The sequence below is a fragment of the Curvibacter lanceolatus ATCC 14669 genome (genome assembly GCF_000381265.1).
In the GTDB taxonomy this organism is placed as follows: domain Bacteria; phylum Pseudomonadota; class Gammaproteobacteria; order Burkholderiales; family Burkholderiaceae_C; genus Curvibacter; species Curvibacter lanceolatus.
This window is the reverse complement of record NZ_KB906254.1, coordinates 86,167-104,910: the sequence shown is the minus strand read 5'-3', so window position 1 is coordinate 104,910 and position 18,744 is coordinate 86,167. Positions and strand designations below refer to the sequence as shown.

The following is an 18,744-nucleotide window of genomic DNA, read 5'->3' as shown; positions in this document are numbered from 1 at the left end:
AATCTGAACAGCCCAGGCCGGTGCCCACCGGCCCATCCCCGCCAGGCCAGACGCCGCCGCCTGCGATCGCAGGAGCATCAGATCCGGACACCTGCCGTCGGCGCCAAACCTAGACTTGATTGCCCCCCAAAACCAAGCAACGGAGACAAGCCATGGACCTGATCACCCTGCTGCACGCCACGGCGCGCAGCTTTCCCGAGCACGATGCCATCCGCTACCAGCACCACGGCACGCCTTACCCCGATTTCGTACAACAGACCCGGCAGGCAGCGCGGGTGCTGAAGGACCTGGGGGTGGGTGCCGGCGACCGGGTGGCCCTGGTGTGCCGAAACACGCCCGGCTTTCTGCAGGCGGCCTACGGTGCCTGGCGCCTGGGGGCCAGCGTGGTGCCGGTCAACCACAAGCTGGCGGCCCCCGAGCTGGCGCACATCCTGGGGCATTGCCAGGCGCGCCTTTGTGTCATCGACGGCAGCCTGGCCGGCGTGCTCCACCAAACAGGCCTGCCCGTGACGGCCCTGAGCACCGACAGCCCCCACCCGGGTCTGCCCTGCTTCGACACCCTGCTGGCCGCCGCCAAGCCCCTGCCTGATGCCGATAACGCGCCCTTGTCGGGCGACAGCCTGGCCGAAATCCTCTACACCTCGGGCACCACCGGCAAGCCCAAGGGCTGCCTGCACACGCACCACACCGTGTTCCAGCAGGCGCTGGCCTGCGCGGCCAGCATCGGCATCGGCAACGACACCCGCATGCTGGTGGCGATGCCGATCTGGCACGCATCGCCGCTCAACAACTGGACCCTGGGCACCCTGGCCGTGGGTGGCACCGTGGTGGTGCTGCGCGAATACCAGGCGCAGGCCTTCATCGAGGCCATTGCAGCCGAAAAGATCACCATGACCTTTGCCGCCCCGGTGGCCCTGCTGGCCCCATTGCACGCCGTGCCGGCGCTGCGCGCCCACGACCTGTCCAGCATGCGCCGCTGGATCTACGGCGGTGGCCCACTGGGGCGCGACATGGCCTTGCGCCTGATCGAGGCCTATGGCACCGAGAACTTTGTTCAGGTCTATGGCATGACCGAGACCGGCCCCTTGGGCACGGCCCTGTACCCCGAGCACGCGCTGGCCAAGGCGGGCTCGATCGGGCGCGCCACCACCACGGGCGTGCAGATGCGCCTGGTGGACCTGGACGCCCAGCCCGTGCCCGCCGGCGTGGTGGGCGAGATCCAGTTCCGCACCGAAGCGATGATGAAAGGCTACCTGGACGACCCCGAGGCCAGCGCCCAGGCCTTCACGCCAGACGGCTGGTACCGCACGGGTGACCTGGCGCAGGCCGATGCGGACGGATTTCTGTTCATCGTCGACCGCGCCAAAGACATGATCATCACCGGAGGTGAAAATGTTTACTCCAAGGAGGTCGAGGACGCCCTGGGGCCGCACCCCGCCCTGCTCGATGTGGCCGTGATCGGTCGGCCCCACCCCGAATGGGGCGAGACCGTGTGCGCCGTGCTGGTGCTGCGCGAGGGGCAACAGGCCAGCGCCGAAGAACTCAGCGCCTTCCTGGCCCCGCGACTGGCCCGTTACAAAATTCCACGCCACTACGAGTTCCGCACCGAACTGCCACGCACGCCCACCGGCAAGATCATGAAACACCTGCTGCGGGCACCCGCTCCCTGAGGCCTGGCCCACCCGGCGGAGCGTGCAAACCGTCACGCCGACCCCGCTCCTGACCGGGCGTTTGGGGCTGCCAGCGGCAGCCGGGGGCCTGCGGCTGGTACATTGCCAGGGCTTTGACACGCCAAAAGGCGTATTTCGCTTCAGTTCCCCCAGACCATGTCCAATCTCATCGTGCACGGCGGCACCCCCCTTCGCGGCCGCATCATCCCCTCTGCCAACAAGAACGCCGTGCTGCCCGTGCTGTGCGCCACCCTGCTCAGCGACCAACCCCTGAAGCTGCTGGGCGTGCCCGACATCACCGATGTGCGCAAGATCCTGGACATCTTCCGCACCCTGGGCAGCGAGGTGCGCATGGACCACGCCAGCGGCGTGCTCGAACTGCACCACCAGAACACCTGTTTCGACCCCACGCGCCACCACCTGCCCGAGGAGATGCGCTCGTCCATCATGCTGGTGCCGCCGCTGCTGGCGCGTTTTGGCGTGGCCCGGCTCGAGGACAACGTCAAGGGTTGCACCCTGGGCGTGCGCGAAATCGACCCCCATGTGGAGGTGTTCCAGCAGTTCGGCGGCCGGGTCGAGCGGGCCGAAGGCTCGCTGCTGGTGCACAGCCCGGGCCGCCTGCGCCCCACCCAGCACTGGCTGGACTACGCCTCGGTCACCACCACCGAGAACTTCGTGCTGTGCGCAGCGGTGGCCGAGGGCACCTCGACCCTGACCAACGCGGCCTCCGAGCCCCATGTGCAGGAGTTCTGCCGCTTCATGCAGATGCTGGGCGTGCCCATCGAAGGCCTGGGCACCTCGCGCATCACCGTGCATGGCGGCGCCCGGCTGGGCGGCGGCGAGTTCCGCTTTGACGAAGACTTTCACGAAATCACCACCTTCCTGGCCCTGGGTGCCATCACCGGCGGCGACGTGGTGGTGCGCAACAGCGCACCCGACAACTTTCCGCTGATCGACCGCACCTTTGCCAAGTTCGGCGTCAAGATCACGCACGAAGACGGTTGGTCGCGTGCCAGCGTGCCAGGCGAGCTGCGCGTGCAGACGCCATTCACCAGCAATGTGCTGACCAAGGTCGAAGCCGCCCCCTGGCCCTATTTCCCGGTCGACCTGCTGCCCATCTTCATTGCGCTGGGCGTGCGCGCCCAGGGCAACACCATGTTCTGGAACAAGGTCTACGACGGGGCCCTGGGCTGGACGGGCGAGCTGTCCAAGTTCGGCGCCCATGTGTTCTCGTCCGACCCGCACCGCCTGATCACCTTCGGCGGCAAGCCCCTGAGCCCGGCCGTGGTCGAAAGCCCCTACATCATCCGGGTAGCGATCGCGCTGTTCATGGTGGCGGCCAGCATCGAGGGCCGCTCCGAGATCCGCAACGCCACACCGATCCGGCGCGCCCACCCGCATTTCGTGGAAAACCTGCGCAGCCTCGGTGTGCAGGTCGACTGGCAGAACGAAGAGTAAAAGCCCAGGTCGGCCCCCTGCCAGGCCGGGTGGGCCGCCTCAAATGCGGGACAATCGCCGCTTTACGCATTGAACCGTCCGAGACCTTCCATGAGCGACACCGCCCCGCAACGCCCCGAACTGCCCGACCACCTGTCCATCGACCCCCGCAGCCCGCACCACCTGGCGGCCGTGTTCGAGCACGACATCGGCATCCGCTTCAATGACAAGGAGCGCTTCGACGTCGAGGAATACTGCGTCAGCGAAGGCTGGGTCAAGGTGCCTGCTGGCAAGACACGCGACCGCAAGGGCCGCCCGCTGCTGATCACCCTCAAGGGCAAGGTCGAGGCCTTCTACAAGTAAGCCGCCCTCGGCCGCCCCCCCCATGGACCTCACCGCCCTGGACAACCCCTTCTGGCACAGCCTGAACGGGCCCCACACGGCCTGGTCGCTGGGCGACGCCCAGGCCCGGCGCTACGCCCCGGGCTTCACCCCGCTGCTGGGCTTTGCCCAGCCTGATGCCCCCGATTTCTCGGCCCTCACGCCCTTGTGCGAGGCCGGCGAACGCTTTTATGCCAAGGCCTGGGCGGGTGAGGCGCCACCCGGCTGGCAGGTGCTGGTCGAGGCCCCGGCCTTGCAGATGGTGTGGAGCGCCGCAGCGCCCTCCGGCTCACCCCCGGCCCATGCCAGACGACTGGGCCCCTCCGACCAGGCCGCCATCGAGGCCCTGGTACAAGCCACCCAGCCCGGCCCCTTTGGCCCGCGCACGCGCGAGATGGGCGACTACTGGGGGGTGTTTGAAGAAGATCGGTTGATCGCCATGACCGGCGAGCGCCTGCACCTGGGCCACTTGCGTGAGGTCAGCGGGGTGTGCTGCGCGCCCGAGGCGCAAGGCCGAGGCCTGGCACGGGCGCTGATCGAGACGGTGGTGCAAGCCCAGTTGCAGCGCGGGCAAACCCCGTTTCTGCATGTGATGGCGAGCAACCAGCGCGCGGTGCGGCTGTATGAACACATGGGGTTCAGAACCCACCAGAGTTTGCTGTTGCGCGTGGTGGCCAAGACATGATCCGCGCAACGCGATGCGATTCTCAAAGAGACTGGGGCACCTAACCCTGACTCTCAAAGCGCCAAAGCATCAATCACGGCGTGAGGATTGTGCTCAATCACGTTGAGCAAGACCAAGGACGCACCGTGGGGTCTGCGGTCACCACGCTCCCAGTGACGCAGTGTGGCGGGGGAAAATCCAAATTGAGCTGCAAATTGCGCCTGCGTCATTCCGACTTTGGCACGCAAGGCCCGCACATCCACGGGACGGGGGCGATGAATGCGGACGCCAGGTTGGTGCCCTTCGGCGTGGGCAATGGCTTCTTGCAAGCCTTGCTTGATGCTGTTGAATGCCTTGCTCATGTCTTCCTGGCTTTTGCCTTCCAGATGTTGACCAGACCCTGAACCATGTCCGCCAACTCATTGCGTTGGGCATGACTGAGGTTGCTGCGCTCACCTTTGGCAAACACGGTCAGCAAATAAAGCGGCATGTGCTCGTCATGAACATAGTAGATGACCCTCACTCCACCGCTTTGGCCTCGGCCACCTCGACGCCACCGCAATTTTCGCACCCCGCCTGTGCCCTCCATCAGATCACCGGCCTTTGGGTGCGATGCCAAATAGTGGATCAGTTCTTGACGCTCTGACAAACCGAGCAACTTGTCTGCCACACGGATAAAGCCCGGTAGTTCTGCAATGGTTTGGAGGCAGCGCATTCTAATCCATTGGGACAGAAGGTACCTCGAAGGAATCCCCCCCTGTCAGGGTTGAAGGCCCCATTGACAGCCTCTGCGAGGTGCTCTGAAGGCCAAGGCTTCAGAGACTACGGAAGTACGCATGGTTGCGGAAAGTGCCATGGACAAACGAGTAAAGAGTCATGACCCGTGGTTACGAAAAAAAATGGGCATCGCGAACGATGCCCATTTGGCTTGTTATCTGGTCAGGGGGCTGGCCCTCAACTCAGCTGCGATCAGAGCTGGCTGATCAGCTCAGGCACGGCCACAAACAGGTCGGCCTCCAGGCCGTAGTCGGCCACGCTGAAGATTGGCGCCTCCGGGTCCTTGTTGATCGCCACGATCACCTTCGAATCCTTCATGCCCGCCAAGTGCTGGATCGCGCCCGAGATGCCGCAGGCCACGTACAGGCTGGGCGCCACGATCTTGCCCGTCTGCCCCACCTGCCAGTCGTTGGGCGCGTAGCCCGCGTCCACCGCCGCACGGCTGGCACCGAGCGCCGCTCCCAGCTTGTCGGCCAGGGGGGTCAGCACTTCGTTGAACTTCTCGCTGCTGCCCAGCGCCCGGCCACCCGACACGATGATCTTGGCAGCCGTCAGCTCAGGGCGGTCGCTCTTGGCGATCTCGCTGCCCACAAACGCGCTCTTGCCGCTGTCGGCCTGCGCTGCAATGGTTTCGACCGCGGCGCTGCCGCCCGTGGCCGCTGCCGCGTCAAAGCCCGTGGTGCGCACGGTGATGACTTTGGTGGCGTCGGCGCTTTGCACGGTGGCGATGGCGTTGCCGGCGTAGATCGGGCGCTCGAAGGTGTCGGCGCTGATGACCTTGCTGATTTCGCTGATCTGCGCCACGTCGAGCTTGGCGGCCACGCGCGGGGCGGCGTTCTTGCCGCCGGCGGTGGCGGGGAACACGATGTGGCTGTAGTTGGCTGCCATGGCCAGGACTTGCGCGGCCACGTTCTCGGCCAGGCCGTGGGCCAGGGCTTCGCTGTCGGCGTGGATGACTTTGCTCACGCCTGCGATTTGTGCGGCTTGGGCAGCAGCGGCGCCGGCGTTGTGGCCTGCCACCAGCACGTGCACGTCTCCACCGGCTTGCAGCGCGGCGGTCACGGTGTTCAGGGTCGCGCCCTTGATGCTTTGGTTGTCGTGTTCGGCAATAACAAGTGCGGTCATGTTCAGATCACCTTGGCTTCAGTTTTCAGTTTGTTCACCAGGGTGGCCACATCGGCCACCTTCACGCCCGCGCCACGCTTCGGGGGCTCGCTGACCTTCAGCGTCTTCAGGCGCGGGGCCACGTCCACCCCGAGGTCTTCGGGCTTGACGGTCTCCAGCGGCTTCTTCTTGGCCTTCATGATGTTGGGCAGCGTCACATAGCGCGGCTCGTTCAGGCGCAGGTCGGTGGTGATCACGGCCGGGATCGACAGGCTCAGGGTTTCCAGGCCGCCGTCGATTTCGCGCGTGACGTTGACCTTGTCGCCGGCCACTTCGACCTTGCTGGCGAAGGTGGCCTGGGGCAGGTCGGCCAGGGCGGCCAGCATCTGGCCGGTCTGGTTGGCGTCGTCGTCGATGGCTTGCTTGCCCAGGATGATCAGGCCCGGTTGCTCCTTGGCCACCAGCGCGTTGAGCAGCTTGGCCACGGCCAGGGGTTGCAGTTCGAGGTCGGCGGGGGTTTCGACCAGGATGGCGCGGTCCGCACCGATGGCCATGGCCGTGCGCAGGGTTTCCTGGCATTGGGCCACGCCGCAGCTGACGGCGATCACCTCCGTGGCCACGCCTTTTTCCTTCAGGCGCACCGCTTCTTCGACGGCAATCTCGTCAAAGGGGTTCATGCTCATCTTGACGTTGGCGATGTCCACACCCGTGTTGTCCGACTTCACCCGGACCTTCACGTTGTAGTCCACCACGCGTTTGACGGGGACGAGAATCTTCATGTTGCTTCCTCTTGAATGAATGCTTTGTTCAGTCGAGCTGGGCGCCAGACTGCTTGACCAGACGCTCCCAGACGGGAAATTCGCGTTTGTAGAATGTACCGAATTGTTCGGGGGTGTTACCCACTGCCATGAAACCCATGGACGCTATGCGCTCCTTCACGTCGGGTAGCGCGCAGACCGCGCGCACCTCGCTCGAGATGCGTTGCACGATGTCCACCGGGGTTTTGGCCGGTGCTGCCATGCCCACCCAGCCCGAGGTGCGGTACACCTCGTCCTTGAGCCCCTGTTCCGGGAGTGTGGGCACGTTGGGCAGCACGGTCATGCGCTGCTCTCCTGTGACGCCGATGGCCTTGAGCTTACCCGTTTCAATGTGGGGTTTGGCGCCCAGGGCGCTGGCAAAAGCCAATTGAATCTGGCCGCCAATCAAATCCTGCAGCATCGGGGCCTCGCCCTTGTAGGCCACGTGCGACATGTCGGCGTCCTGGGCCTGGCTCATGTAGGCGCCGGCCAGGTGGGCCTGGGAGCCCACACCCCAGGACCCATACGACAGCTTGCCCTTGTTCTTGGCCATGTAGGCCATCAGTTCGGCCCCGTTGCTCACCGGCAGGCCGGCATTGACGACCAACACCGTGGGCGCATTGGCGATCAGCGACACCAGCGCCAGATCGCGCTGGGCGTTGTAGGGCATCTTGGTGTACAGGAACTGGTTGATCAGCAGCGAGGTGCTCAGCGACAGCACCAGGGTGTAGCCATCGGGCGCGGCCTTGGCCACGGCATCGGTGCCCAGGATGCCTGCGGCACCGCCCCGGTTGTCGATCAGCACGGGCTGGCCCAGGCGCGAGGACAGTTTCTCGCCGATCACGCGGGCCACCGTGTCGGTGGCGCCACCGGCGTTGAAGGGCACGATGATCTTGACCGGCTTGGTGGGCCAGGGTTCGGCGGCCTGCAGGGGCAAGGCCCCGGCCAGGAGCAGCCCGGCGGCGCCGGCCTGCCCCAGCCAGTGGCGGCGGGTGCTGTGATGGATGTCTTTCATGATGTCTCCTTTTTGAATTCTTGGGGCCTGATGCTCAGCCTTGCCAACGCACCTTGACGGGCAGGCGCTCCAGGGCGGTGGCCAGGGCCTGGGACCAGGCCTCTGGGGCCTCCCCATTCGCGGGCGCCACATGCCAGCCCTCGGCTGAATGTTCGATGCGCAGTTCAGGGGCCTGGGCCAGGCCGGCCTCGGTCGCGCACTGGCGCGCCAGGTCCTCGATCACGGCCCGGGTGGCCAGGGCGCGCAGATCGGGCTTGAAGATCTTGCCCACATTGGTCATGGGCATCTGATCGAGCACGGTGATGTGGCGTGGCTTGGCCGGCCCCTCGTCCACGCGGCTGGCGGCAAAGGCCAGCAGCTCCTGCTCGGTGACGCTCTGGCCGGGTACCAACGTGACGTAGACCACGGGCAGTTCACCCGCGTAGGCATCGGGCGCACCCACGGCCGCGCTGAGCTGCACGGCCGGGTGGGCGGCCACCGCGTCTTCGATCACCTTGGGGTCGATGTTGTGGCCGCCGCGGATGATCAGGTCCTTGGAGCGGCCCGAGATGTTCAGGCGCCCTTCCTCATCCACAAAGCCCAGGTCGCCCGTGGCCAGCCAGCCGTCCGCGGTGAAGGCCTTGGCGGTGTCAGCCGGGTCCAGAAAGCCCGAGAACAGGTTGGGTGACTTGAACAGGATCATGCCGGGCTGACCTGGGGGCAGGTCCTCGTTGCTGGCGTTGCCGCCGGCGTCCAGGCGCACGATGCGCATCTGCACAAAAGGCAGGGCAAAGCCCACGCAACCTGCCGGCCCCACCACGCCGGGCGGGGTGATGGTGGAAATGCCCGCCATCTCGGTCATGCCCAGCGATTCGTGCACCTGCAGGCCGAACTGCTGTTGGTACCGCAGCGCCAGCTCAGGCGGCATGGGTGCGGCGCCTGTGCGGGCATAGCGCAGCGAAGAAATGTCGGCCCCGTCGAGCGGCACATTGGCCAGCGCCGCCAGCACCGTGGGCACGGCCGACAGCACGGTGCTGCGGTAGGCCTGCACCAGCTTCCAGTAGTTCTGGATGACGGCTCGGTTGCGCATCAGGCTGGTGGTGGGGATGATGGTCTCGGCCCCGGCCGAGCAGGCGCTCAAGGAACCGGCCAGCACACCGGCCACATGGAACAGCGGGTAGCCGTTGATGGTCACATCCTGGGGGCCCATGCCTTGCACCTGGATGCCAGCCCAGGCCGAGAACACCTGGGCACCATGGCTGTGCCGGGCCAGCTTCGGAGCCCCCGTGGTGCCCCCGGTGTGGAAGTAGGCCGCAATGTCGGTGGGCTGGATCTCGCGGCCGCTGAGCAGGCGGTCGTCGGGCTGGCCAGCCGTCAACTGACGGAAGCACTGCACGCCCTCGGGCAGCGCGGGCGTGGCCACCTCGTCGTGCGGCGGCACGCGCAGCACGGTGTGCAGCGTGGACACCCGGGCCAGCAGGTGCAGGGCCTTGGTCCAGTAGCCGGCATCGGCATCGACGCCGTAGGCGATCAGCACCTTGGCTTGGGCCGCATTGAGCAGCGAGGCCAGCTTGTCATCGCTGAGCAAGGGATTCAAGGGCTGCACGATGCCTGCCGCGCCACCGCCCCACAGGGCCAGGTGGTAGTCCAGGCAACCCGGCAGCAACACGGCCACCGCGTCGGTGGGCTGAAAGCCCAGGCTGTGCAGCGCGTTGGCGGTCTGGTGGATGCCGGCCAGCAGTTGGCGGTAGCTCCAGCGGATCGGGGCGTCAGCCGGGTCGGCCGTGCGCAGAAAGGTGAAGGCGGTCTTGTCGCCAAAGGCGGCGGCCGAATTGCAGAAGATCTCGTAGGTGCTGCGCACCGGCAAGGCCTCGGCCAGCGGGCGGGCCTGTTCGACGCGCAGGATGTCGGCCCGGCTGCGGACCGGGTGGGCTTGAGAAAAAGGCGGGTGGATCACAGGCATGGGAGCTGGAATAGAAAGGTGACAAGGGCCAAGACAGAACCCGGCAAGTTAAGGCCGGATGCGCCAACCGTCTGTCGTTTACGAGACCCCGATCATCATGGATTCAGGCATGCATTCACTCGAGCGCAATGCCCTTGTCGCGGATCACCTTGCCCCATTTGGCGTCGTCCTGCTGCACGCGCTGGGCCATCTGCTCGGGGCCCTGAAAGCGGCTGAAGGTGCCGGCCTGCAGCAGCTTGTCCTGCGTTTCCTTTTCGGCCAGGATGGCCTTGATCTCGTCCGCCACGCGGTTCACCACCTCCTTGGGGGTGCCGGCCGGGGCCATCAGGCCACCCCAGGACACGGCATCAAAACCCGTGATGCCCTGTTCGGCCACGGTCTTCACATCGGGCAGCATGCTCACGCGCTGGGGCGAGCCCACCGCGATGGCGCGCAGCTTGCCCGAGCGGATGTGCGGCAAGGCGGCCACCAGGTCGGCATACATCATCGGCACCTGGCCACCCAGCAAGTCGGTGATGGCCGGCACGCCCCCCTTGTAGGGCACGTGCTGCATGTCAAAGCCGCCGAGCTGCTTGAGCAGCTCCATGCTCAGGTGGCCAAAGCTGCCGGCGCCCGAGCTGGTGTAGTTGATCTGGCCCGGTTGGGCCTTGGCCTTGGCGATGAGTTGCGCCAGCGTGTTCACGTCGGGCAGCACCGTGGGGTTGACCACCATCACGATGGGCAGGTCGTACACCGTGGCCACCGGGCTGAAATCTTTCACGATGTCGTAGCCGGCCTTCTTGTACAGGTGCGGCGCCAGCAGCGTGGGGGTGGCCAGCATCATCAGGGTGTAGCCGTCGGCCGGGCTCTTGGCCACGGCCGCCGCGGCAATCGAGCCCGAGGCACCGGCCCGGTTCTCAACCACCACGGGCTGCTTCAGGCGCTCGGCCAGGCGCTGGCCCACGATGCGCGAGGCGGTGTCGGTGGGCCCCCCGGGTGGGAAGGGCACGATCAGCTTGATCGGGCGGCTCGGAAAGCTCTGCGCCAGCGCCACAGCACCCAGGGTGTGGGCGGCCAGCAGCCCGCTCAGCAGGCCCAGCGCCCAGCGGCGGCCCAGGGGCATTCCGGCGCCCCAGGCGCCAGCAGAAATCTTGCTCATGAAACAGTCTCCGTCGGCAGGCTGGGGCCGGGTGGCCCGCCTGCCTTTGTTGCAATCAGAAAGGGGCAGAAAAAGAGGTTCAGAGCACGCCGCGGGCCTTGAGGTCGGCCACGCGGGCCGCATCCAGGCCCAGCAGCTCACTCAGCACATCCTGCGTGCCCTCACCCAGCACCGGTGGGGGGCGGCGCACCGGCAGACGCTCGCCATCCAGCCGATACGGCGGCGCCAGCACAGCCATGCTGCCGGCCACCGGGTGGGGCTGCTCGGTCACCAGGCCACCACGCACGGCGCGCTCGGAGGTCAGGGCCTCGTGCAGGCCCAGCACCTCGCCGCAGGGGATGCCCACCGCAGCCAGGCGCTCCAGCAAAAGCTTGCGTGGGCGGGCCTTCAGTTCGGCCAGCAACTGGGGCACCAACTCGTCGCGGTTGGAGCCGCGGCCCAGGTTGGTCTTGAAGCGCTCGTCGCTGGCGATGTCAGGGCGGTCGATCACGTCGCGGGCAAAGCGCTCGAACTGGGCGTTGTTGCCCACGGCAATCACCAAGGGGCCGTCGGCCGCATCGAACACGCCATAGGGCACGATCGAGGGGTGGGCATTGCCATAGCGTGGCGGGTCTTTCTGCTGCAGCAAGGCCTCCAGCCCGTAGTAGGCGGTGATCATCAGGCCACAGTCGAACAGCGCCATCTCGATGTGCCGGCCCTGGCCGGTGCGCTGGCGCTCGAACAGGGCCGCCAGCACGGCCTGCGCCGAGTACATGCCGGTGAACATGTCGACCGCTGCCACGCCGAACTTCAGCGGGGGCTGGGTGGCCTCACCGTTGAGCGCCATCAGACCGGCCTCGCCCTGCACCAGCAGGTCGTAGCCGGGGCGTGCCGCCTCGGGGCCGGTGCGGTCGTAGCCTGATACCGAGCAGTAGATCAGGTCGGGCTTGAGCGCCTTGAGCTGCTCGTAGCCCAGGCCCATGGTCTCGACATCGCCGTACTTGAAGTTCTGGATCACCACATCGCATTGCAGGGCCAGGTCGCGCACGATCTGCTGGCCCTCGGGGGTCTTGAGGTCGACCGTGACCGAACGCTTGTTGCGGTTCACGCTGTTGAAATAGGCGGTCTCGGTCTCGCCGATGCGCAGGCCCCAGTCGCGGGTGTCATCGCCGCGCTTGGGGTGCTCGACCTTGATCACCTCGGCGCCGAAATCGCCCAGCACCATGCCGCACCAGGGGCCGGCCAGCACGCGGGAAAGATCGAGCACACGGACGCCGGCCAGCGGCAGTCCAGAGGGGGAAGCGGTCATGGGTCTTGTCTCCGTCAAATCGTTGTGGTCAGCCGGGCTGGCGCAGTTTCACGAAGTCGGGTTTGCGCTTGTCGAGAAAGGCACCGATGCCCTCCAGCGATTCTGCGCCACCCTGGGCCCGCACCATGTGCTGGGCCTCCAGATCGAGCTGCTCTTCGAGCGTGGCCTGGGGTGCGGAGCGGCACAGGGCCTTGATGGCAGCATTGGCCTGCAGCGGGCCATCGGCCACCTGCCGGGCGAGGTGCACGGCCTGGGCCAGCGCGTCGCCTGCGTCGGTGAGGCGGTTGACTGCGCCCAGGGCGTGCAGGCGCTCGCCCGTGATGCGCTCGCCGGTCAGGCACAGCTCGGTCAGCACCTGGCGCGACACGAACTCGGCCAGGAAGGCGGTGGCGCCGCCATCGGGGGTGAGCCCCACCTTGACATAGGCCACCGAGTAGATGGCATCGCGGGCACTGACCAGCAGATCACAGGCCAGGGCGATGGACAGACCGGCCCCGGCGGCCGCGCCCTCCACCGCGGCCACCACCGGCTTGGGGCAGTCGCGCAGGGTGCGGATCAGGTCGTGCAGCCCTTCCAGGCGCTGGCGGCGCTCGGTCTCGGGCAGTTCGCGGCGCTTGATCAGTTGGCGCAGGTCGCCGCCCGAGCAGAACATGCCGCCCGCGCCGGTCAGCACCACCGCCCCCACCGAATCATCGGCCGCCGCCTGTTGCAACGCGGCGGTGAGCGCGGCATAGAACTCGGGCGACAGCGCGTTGCGCACGGCCGGGTTGTTGTGCGTGAGCACCAGCACCGCGCCGTCGCGCTGCTGCAGCAGGATGTCAGTGCTGCTCATGCCACGCTCCGGCCCAGCGCGATGTAGCGCTGCAGGTGGTGGTCTTCATCGCCCAGTTGGTGGTCGATCATGACCAGGCGCTTGGCGTAGTGGGCCAGGGGCAGCTCCCAGGTCATGCCGATGCCGCCGTGCATCTGCACTGCTTCTTCGGCCACCCGGGCCCCGATGCGCCCGATGCTGAACTTGGCGGCCGACAGCGCGCGCTCGCGCGTCAGGCGATCGGCGTCCATGGCGGCAGCGGCATTGATCACGGCCGAGCGGGCCTGTTCGATCTCCAGCAGCACATCGGCCATGCGGTGTTGCAAGGCCTGGAAGCTGCCGATCGGCACGCCGAACTGCTTGCGCGTCTGCAGGTACTCGAGTGTGTACTGCTTGGCCACGTCCATGGCGCCCACAGCCTCGGCGCACAGCGCCAGCAGGCCCCAGCCGATGGCCAGCTCGAGCGTGGCAAAGCCCTGCCCTGCCGCGCCCAGCAAGGCGTCGGCGCCCAGCTGCACGCCTTGCAGAGTGACTTCGGCAGCCCTCCCGCCGTCGATGCGGCCATAGCCGCGCAGCTGCACGCCGGCGGCATCGGCCGGCACCAGGAACAGCGAGATGCCGTCCTCCGCCTCGACATCGCCTGCCACCCGGGCACTGACCAGCAGCAGCTGCGCGGCCTGGGCCTGCAGCACCACGGCCTTGGCGCCGTCCAGCTGCCAACCGTTGGCCGTGGGCGTGGCCCGGGTGGCCACGCGCGACAGCTCGTAGTGGTTGCCAGGCTCGTCGTGTGCCAGGGCGGCCACGGTGCTGCCGTCGATCAGGCCGGCCAGCGCTTCCTGCTGCGCCGGGCTGCCGGCCGCAGCCAGGGCCCGACCCACGATCAGCGCGCCCAGAAAGGGTTCGACCACCAGGCCACGGCCCAGGCTTTCGAACACCACACTGACGTCAAAGCCCGCGCCGCCGAAGCCGCCCACGGATTCGGGGAACAAGGCGCCCAGGGCGCCGATCTCGGCCAGCTGCTGCCAGACAGCGGTGCTCAGGCCCTGCTCGCTACCTGCCACCTGCTTGCGCACCTCGAAGGGGTATTGCTCGGTGATGAAGCGGTTCAGGGTGTCCGCCAGCATGCGGCGGTCTTCGGTGTGTTCAAAGTTCATCGCGGTGTCCCTTGCTTCACAGGCCCAGGATCATCTTGGAGATGATGTTCTTCTGGATCTCGTTGGAGCCGCCGAAGATCGACAGCTTGCGGTTGTTGAAGTAGATGGCGGCCGCCTGGGCGGCCTCGGCCGGGCCCACGGGCTCGTCGGCATAGCCTTCGTACATGGCCTCTTCGATGAAGGGCAAGGCGTAGGGGCCCATGGCCCGGCGCGTGAGCGAGGTGAGCTCTTGCCGGATCTCGGTGCCGCGGATCTTCAGCATCGAGCTCTCGGCGCCCGGCACGCCACCACCGGCCACGGCGGCGATCACGCGCAGGTTGGTGGTCTTCATGTTCTCGAGGTCGATCTCGACCTTGGCCAGGCGGGTGGCAAAGGACGGGTCTTCGATCAGGGGGGCGGCCATGGCGCTGCACCTTGGCGGCGATGCGCTTGAGGCGCTCAAGTGCGGCCACGCTGAAGCCCACGCCCGCGATGTTGGTGCGCTCGTAGGTCAGCAGGTACTTGGCGTAGGTCCAGCCCTTGTTCTCTTCGCCCACCAGGTTGCCCACGGGCACCTTGACGTCGGTGAAGAAGACTTCATTGACCTCGTGCTCGCCATCCAGCGTGATGATGGGGCGCACTTCCACGCCAGGGCTGTTCATGTCGACCAGCAGGAAGCTGATGCCCGACTGCTGCTTGGCCTCTTTGTTGGTGCGCACCAGGCAGAAGATCATGTTGGCGTGGTGACCCAGCGTGGTCCAGGTCTTCTGGCCATTGACGATGTAGTGATCCCCCTCGCGCACGGCCGTGGTCTTGACCGAGGCCAGGTCCGAGCCCGAGCCGGGTTCGGAATAGCCCTGGCACCACCAGTCGTCGCCGTTCAGGATGCGCGGCAGCCAGTATTGCTTCTGGGCTTCGCTGCCGTACTTGATCAGCACCGGGCCCAGCATGTTGACGCCGAAGGGCACGATGCGCGGCGCACCGCCCACGGCACATTCGTGCTCGAAGATGAACTTCTGCACCGCGTTCCAGCCTGGGCCGCCGTATTGCGTGGGCCAGTGGTTGGCCAGCCAGCCGCGCTCGTTGAGCAGGGTGTGCCACTCCACCGAGTCGTCCCGGGTCAGGCGCAGGCCGGCCTTGACCTTGTCGCGCAGGCGGGCGGGCAGCTTGTCGCGCAGAAAACCCTGCACTTCGGCGCGGAAGGCTTCTTCTTCAGGGGTGAAATTCAGGTCCATGAGGGGCTCCAGGATCAGAAGATTTCGAACAGGCCGGCGGCGCCCATGCCACCGGCGATGCACATGGTGACCACGGCCCACTTGGCCTTGCGGCGGCGGCCTTCGAGCAGCACATGGCCGGTCAGGCGGGCACCGGTCATGCCGAAGGGGTGGCCGATGGAAATGGCGCCCCCGTTGACGTTGAGGCGTTCATCGGGGATGCCCAGCTTCTGCTGGCAGTAGATGGATTGCGAGGCAAAGGCTTCGTTGAGCTCCCACAGGTCGATGTCCTCGACCTTGAGACCGTGGCGGGCCAGCAGCTTGGGCACGGCAAACACCGGGCCGATGCCCATCTCGTCGGGTTCGCAGCCGGCAATCGCCAGACCCCGGAAGGCGCCCAGGGGCTGCAGGCCCAGGCGCTCGGCCTCGGCGGCTTCCATCAGCACGCAGGCCGAGGCGCCGTCCGACAGCTGCGAGGCATTGCCGGCGGTGATGAACTTGTCGGGGCCGTTGACCGGGGCCAGCTTGGCCAGGGCCTCGTAGGTGGTGCCGCGGCGGTTGCAGTTGTCGGCGGTGGCGGTCACCTCTTGCTTCGTGACTTCCTTGGTCTCTTTGTTGATCACGGCCATGGTGGTGGTGCAGGGCACGATTTCTTCGGCGTAGCGACCGGCCAGTTGGGCCTCTTCGGTCTTGCGCTGGCTTTCAGCCGAGAAGCGGTCTTGCGCCTCGCGGCTGATGCCGTAGCGCTGGGCCACGATGTCGGCGGTCTCGATCATCGACAGGTAGAGATCGGGCTTGTGCTCGACGATCCAGGGGTCCAGCGTGAGCTGGGCGTCGTCGCGGCTCTTGATGCCCGAGATGCTTTCCACACCGCCCGCGATCATCGCCGGCACGCCCTCGGCCACGATGCGGCCAGCCGCCATGGCGATGGCCTGCAGGCCCGAAGCGCAGAAGCGGTTCACGGTGGTGCCGCCGATGCTCAGCGGCAGGCCCGCGCGGATGACGGCTTGGCGGCCGATGTTGCGACCGGTGATGCCCTCGGGGTAGCCGCAGCCCAGGATGGCGTCTTCGATCAGGGCCGGGTCGATGCCGGAGCGCTCGACCGCCGCCTTGACGGCAAAGGCGGCCAGGGTGGGGCCGGGGGTGATGTTGAACTCGCCGCGGTGCGACTTGGTGAGCGGGGTGCGGGCGGTGGAAACAATGACGGCTTGGCGCATGGTGTGTCTCTCTTGAAAAGGTGGGTTCAGGCTGGCTCTGACTTATTCGGGCTTGTTCAGCGAGTCGAAATTGGCGCCCTTGGCGACCAGTTCCACCAGCAGGGGCGAGGGCTTCCAGAACAGCGGGTCTTCCTTGGCGAAGGCTTCGATGTCGGCCAGGATCTGCGGCAGGCCGATCATGTCGGCGTACTTCATGGGGCCGCCGCGGAAGCGCGGAAAGCCGTAGCCATAGACAAAGGTCACGTCCACATCGAGCGGGCGCAGCGCGATGCCCTGGTGCACCACGTTGGCCCCTTCGTTGACCATGGCAGCCATGTAGCGGCGCATGATTTCTTCGTTGCTGAAGGCGCGCGGCGTGATGCCGGCGCGCTCGCGCTCGGCGTCCACGATGGCCAGCACCTCGGGGTCGGGGCTGCCGACGCGGGCGCCGTTGGGGTACAGGTAGTAGCCCCGGGCGGTCTTCTGGCCGAACCAGCCGCGCTCGCAGATGCGGTCGGCGATCTGCACGTAGCGGGCCTGCGGGTCGCGGGTGGCGGCACGGCGCTTGCGCGTGGCCCAACCGATGTCGCCGCCGGCCAGGTCGGACACCTGGAACGGCCCCATGGGGTAGCCGAAATCGCGCACCGCCTGGTCGATCTGGTAGGGCGAGGCACCGTCTTCCATCATGTGGTCGGCGGCCGCGCGGTACACCGCCAGGATGCGGTTGCCGATGAAGCCATCGCACACACCGGCGCGCACCGGCACCTTCTTGAGCTTTTGCGCCAGCGCGAAGGCGGTGGACACCACATCGGCACTGACCCGGGCCGGCACCACGATCTCGAGCAGCTTCATGATGTTGGCCGGCGAGAAGAAGTGCAGGCCCACCACATCCTGCGGGCGGCTGACGCTGCCGGCGATCTCGTCGATGTCGAGGTAGGAGGTGTTGGTGGCCAGCACGGCGCCGGGCTTGCACACGCGGTCGAGTTCGGCAAACACGGCCTTCTTGACGCCCATCTCCTCGAACACCGCCTCGATCACCAGGTCGACCTGGGCCAGCGCGTCGTAGGAGGTGCTGCCGCTGAAGCGCGCCATCACCGCGGCCTTGGCCTCGGGGCTCATGCGGCCCTTGGCGATCAGGCCGTCATACACCTTCTCGACATTGGCGCGGCCGCGCGCAATCGATTCGTCATCGCGCTCGACCATGGTGACCGGCAGGCCGGCATCGAGCACCGACACCGCAATGCCGGCGCCCATGGTGCCGCCGCCCACCACCCCGATGGTGTTGAAGGGGCGCGGCTGGGCGGCCTTGGCCTCGGGCACCTTGACCACTTCGCGCTCGGCAAAGAAGGCGTGGATCAGACCGGCCCGCTGCGGGCTGTCAATGCACTGCAGGAACAGCTCGCGCTCGCGCTTCATGCCTTCGTCAAAAGGCAGGTAGAGGGCGCCCTGCACGGCTTCGATGATCTTGAGGGGGGAGAACAGGCCCTTGCTCTTCTTGGCGGTGTCGGCCTTCAAGGCGTCGAGCTGGGCATGGGCCGCGGCCTTGTCGGCCAGCGCCAGCGCGTCGCAGCTGCGGCGCACCGGGGCCTGGCGGGCCAGCAGTTCGTTGGCGTAGGCCAGGCCTTCGGTCAGGGCGTCGGCCGCGCTGCCCACGCGGTCGACCAGACCCAGCTTGACGGCCTCATCAGCCCCGATGTGGCGCCCGCTGAGCATCAGCTCGACCGAGGCCTGGATGCCGGCCAGGCGCGGCGCCCGCTGGGTGCCGCCCGAGCCCGGGATCAGGCCCAGCTGCACCTCGGGCAGGCCCAGTTTGCTGCCGGGCATGGCCACGCGGTAGTGCGCTGACAGGGCGATTTCGAGCCCGCCGCCCAGGGCCGGGCCATGGATCGCGGCCACCACGGGCTTGCTGCACAGCTCGATGGTGCGGCACACCTCGGGCAGCGACGGGGCTTGCGGCGGCTTGCCGAATTCACGGATGTCGGCGCCGGCGATGAAGGCGCGGCCCGCGCCCACGATCAGCACGGCCTGCACCGCGGGGTCGGCCTCGGCGGCCTCGATGGCGGCCTTCAGGCCGGCGCGCACCGCCACGCCCAGGGCGTTGACGGGGGGGTTGTCCACGGTGGCCACCAGCACAGCGCCGCTGCGGGTGGTCTTGACGGCTTCGGTCATGGGTTTTG

16 protein-coding genes and 1 pseudogene are annotated in these 18,744 nt (G+C 67.1%); 4 read left to right on the top strand and 13 right to left on the bottom strand.

All coding sequences use genetic code 11. From position 1 onward, the window contains the following. Positions 1-152: 152 nt before the first annotated feature. The 4 genes from F624_RS0104790 to F624_RS0104775 all read left to right on the top strand — a co-directional run bounded on the left by F624_RS0104790 (position 153) and on the right by F624_RS0104775 (position 4,173). The gene (locus tag F624_RS0104790; protein WP_019573130.1) at positions 153-1,670 is read left to right on the top strand and encodes an AMP-binding protein; all 1,518 of its coding nucleotides are present in this window, start codon (positions 153-155) and stop codon (positions 1,668-1,670) included. 156 nt (positions 1,671-1,826) lie between these two features. Further along, positions 1,827-3,128, top strand: coding sequence for a UDP-N-acetylglucosamine 1-carboxyvinyltransferase (locus F624_RS0104785; RefSeq protein ID WP_019573129.1), 1,302 nt, complete (start codon positions 1,827-1,829; stop codon positions 3,126-3,128). A 90-nt stretch (positions 3,129-3,218) separates the two neighbouring features. After that, positions 3,219-3,470 carry a DUF3297 family protein gene (locus F624_RS0104780; protein ID WP_019573128.1) on the top strand — a complete coding sequence of 84 codons (252 nt, stop codon included), beginning with the start codon at positions 3,219-3,221 and terminating at the stop codon, positions 3,468-3,470. Positions 3,471-3,492: 22 nt separating this feature from the next. Beyond that, positions 3,493-4,173, top strand: coding sequence for a GNAT family N-acetyltransferase (locus F624_RS0104775; RefSeq protein WP_019573127.1), 681 nt, complete (start codon positions 3,493-3,495; stop codon positions 4,171-4,173). 53 nt (positions 4,174-4,226) lie between these two features. On the opposite strand, the gene F624_RS0104770 is transcribed toward F624_RS0104775, so the two are convergent. The 13 genes and pseudogenes from F624_RS0104770 to F624_RS0104710 form a co-directional block, all read right to left on the bottom strand. After that, positions 4,227-4,514, bottom strand: a complete 288-nt coding sequence (locus tag F624_RS0104770) for a helix-turn-helix domain-containing protein (RefSeq protein WP_019573126.1) — start codon at positions 4,512-4,514, stop codon at positions 4,227-4,229. Next, positions 4,511-4,867 (bottom strand): type II toxin-antitoxin system RelE/ParE family toxin, encoded by a 357-nt coding sequence (locus F624_RS33915; protein WP_084679412.1) that lies wholly within the window; start codon positions 4,865-4,867, stop codon positions 4,511-4,513. The genes F624_RS0104770 and F624_RS33915 overlap by 4 nt, the downstream gene beginning before the upstream one ends. Before the next feature lie 254 nt (positions 4,868-5,121). After that, the gene (locus F624_RS0104760) at positions 5,122-6,054 is read right to left on the bottom strand and encodes an electron transfer flavoprotein subunit alpha/FixB family protein (protein WP_019573124.1); all 933 of its coding nucleotides are present in this window, start codon (positions 6,052-6,054) and stop codon (positions 5,122-5,124) included. Positions 6,055-6,056: 2 nt separating this feature from the next. Beyond that, positions 6,057-6,812: an electron transfer flavoprotein subunit beta/FixA family protein gene (locus F624_RS0104755; RefSeq protein ID WP_019573123.1), complete on the bottom strand. Its 756-nt coding sequence runs from the start codon at positions 6,810-6,812 to the stop codon at positions 6,057-6,059. A gap of 28 nt (positions 6,813-6,840) precedes the next feature. Next, positions 6,841-7,845, bottom strand: a complete 1,005-nt coding sequence (locus F624_RS0104750; protein ID WP_019573122.1) for a Bug family tripartite tricarboxylate transporter substrate binding protein — start codon at positions 7,843-7,845, stop codon at positions 6,841-6,843. A gap of 34 nt (positions 7,846-7,879) precedes the next feature. Then, positions 7,880-9,787, bottom strand: a complete 1,908-nt coding sequence (locus F624_RS0104745) for an acyl-CoA synthetase (protein ID WP_019573121.1) — start codon at positions 9,785-9,787, stop codon at positions 7,880-7,882. 115 nt (positions 9,788-9,902) lie between these two features. Next, the gene (locus F624_RS0104740) at positions 9,903-10,889 is read right to left on the bottom strand and encodes a Bug family tripartite tricarboxylate transporter substrate binding protein (RefSeq protein WP_019573120.1); all 987 of its coding nucleotides are present in this window, start codon (positions 10,887-10,889) and stop codon (positions 9,903-9,905) included. Between the two features lie 115 nt (positions 10,890-11,004). After that, positions 11,005-12,213, bottom strand: a complete 1,209-nt coding sequence (locus F624_RS0104735) for a CaiB/BaiF CoA transferase family protein (RefSeq protein WP_019573119.1) — start codon at positions 12,211-12,213, stop codon at positions 11,005-11,007. Positions 12,214-12,241: 28 nt separating this feature from the next. Further along, entirely contained in the window at positions 12,242-13,045 is an 804-nt protein-coding gene (locus tag F624_RS0104730; protein WP_019573118.1) for an oxepin-CoA hydrolase, alternative type, read from the bottom strand. After that, positions 13,042-14,178 (bottom strand): acyl-CoA dehydrogenase family protein, encoded by a 1,137-nt coding sequence (locus F624_RS0104725; RefSeq protein WP_019573117.1) that lies wholly within the window; start codon positions 14,176-14,178, stop codon positions 13,042-13,044. The genes F624_RS0104730 and F624_RS0104725 overlap by 4 nt, the downstream gene beginning before the upstream one ends. Positions 14,179-14,194: 16 nt before the next feature. Next, positions 14,195-15,392: pseudogene (locus F624_RS32140) on the bottom strand (acyl-CoA dehydrogenase family protein). Between the two features lie 14 nt (positions 15,393-15,406). Continuing rightward, positions 15,407-16,588, bottom strand: a complete 1,182-nt coding sequence (locus F624_RS0104715) for an acetyl-CoA C-acyltransferase (protein ID WP_019573114.1) — start codon at positions 16,586-16,588, stop codon at positions 15,407-15,409. A gap of 42 nt (positions 16,589-16,630) precedes the next feature. Further along, positions 16,631-18,736 (bottom strand): 3-hydroxyacyl-CoA dehydrogenase NAD-binding domain-containing protein, encoded by a 2,106-nt coding sequence (locus F624_RS0104710; RefSeq protein ID WP_019573113.1) that lies wholly within the window; start codon positions 18,734-18,736, stop codon positions 16,631-16,633. Positions 18,737-18,744 lie beyond the last annotated feature (8 nt).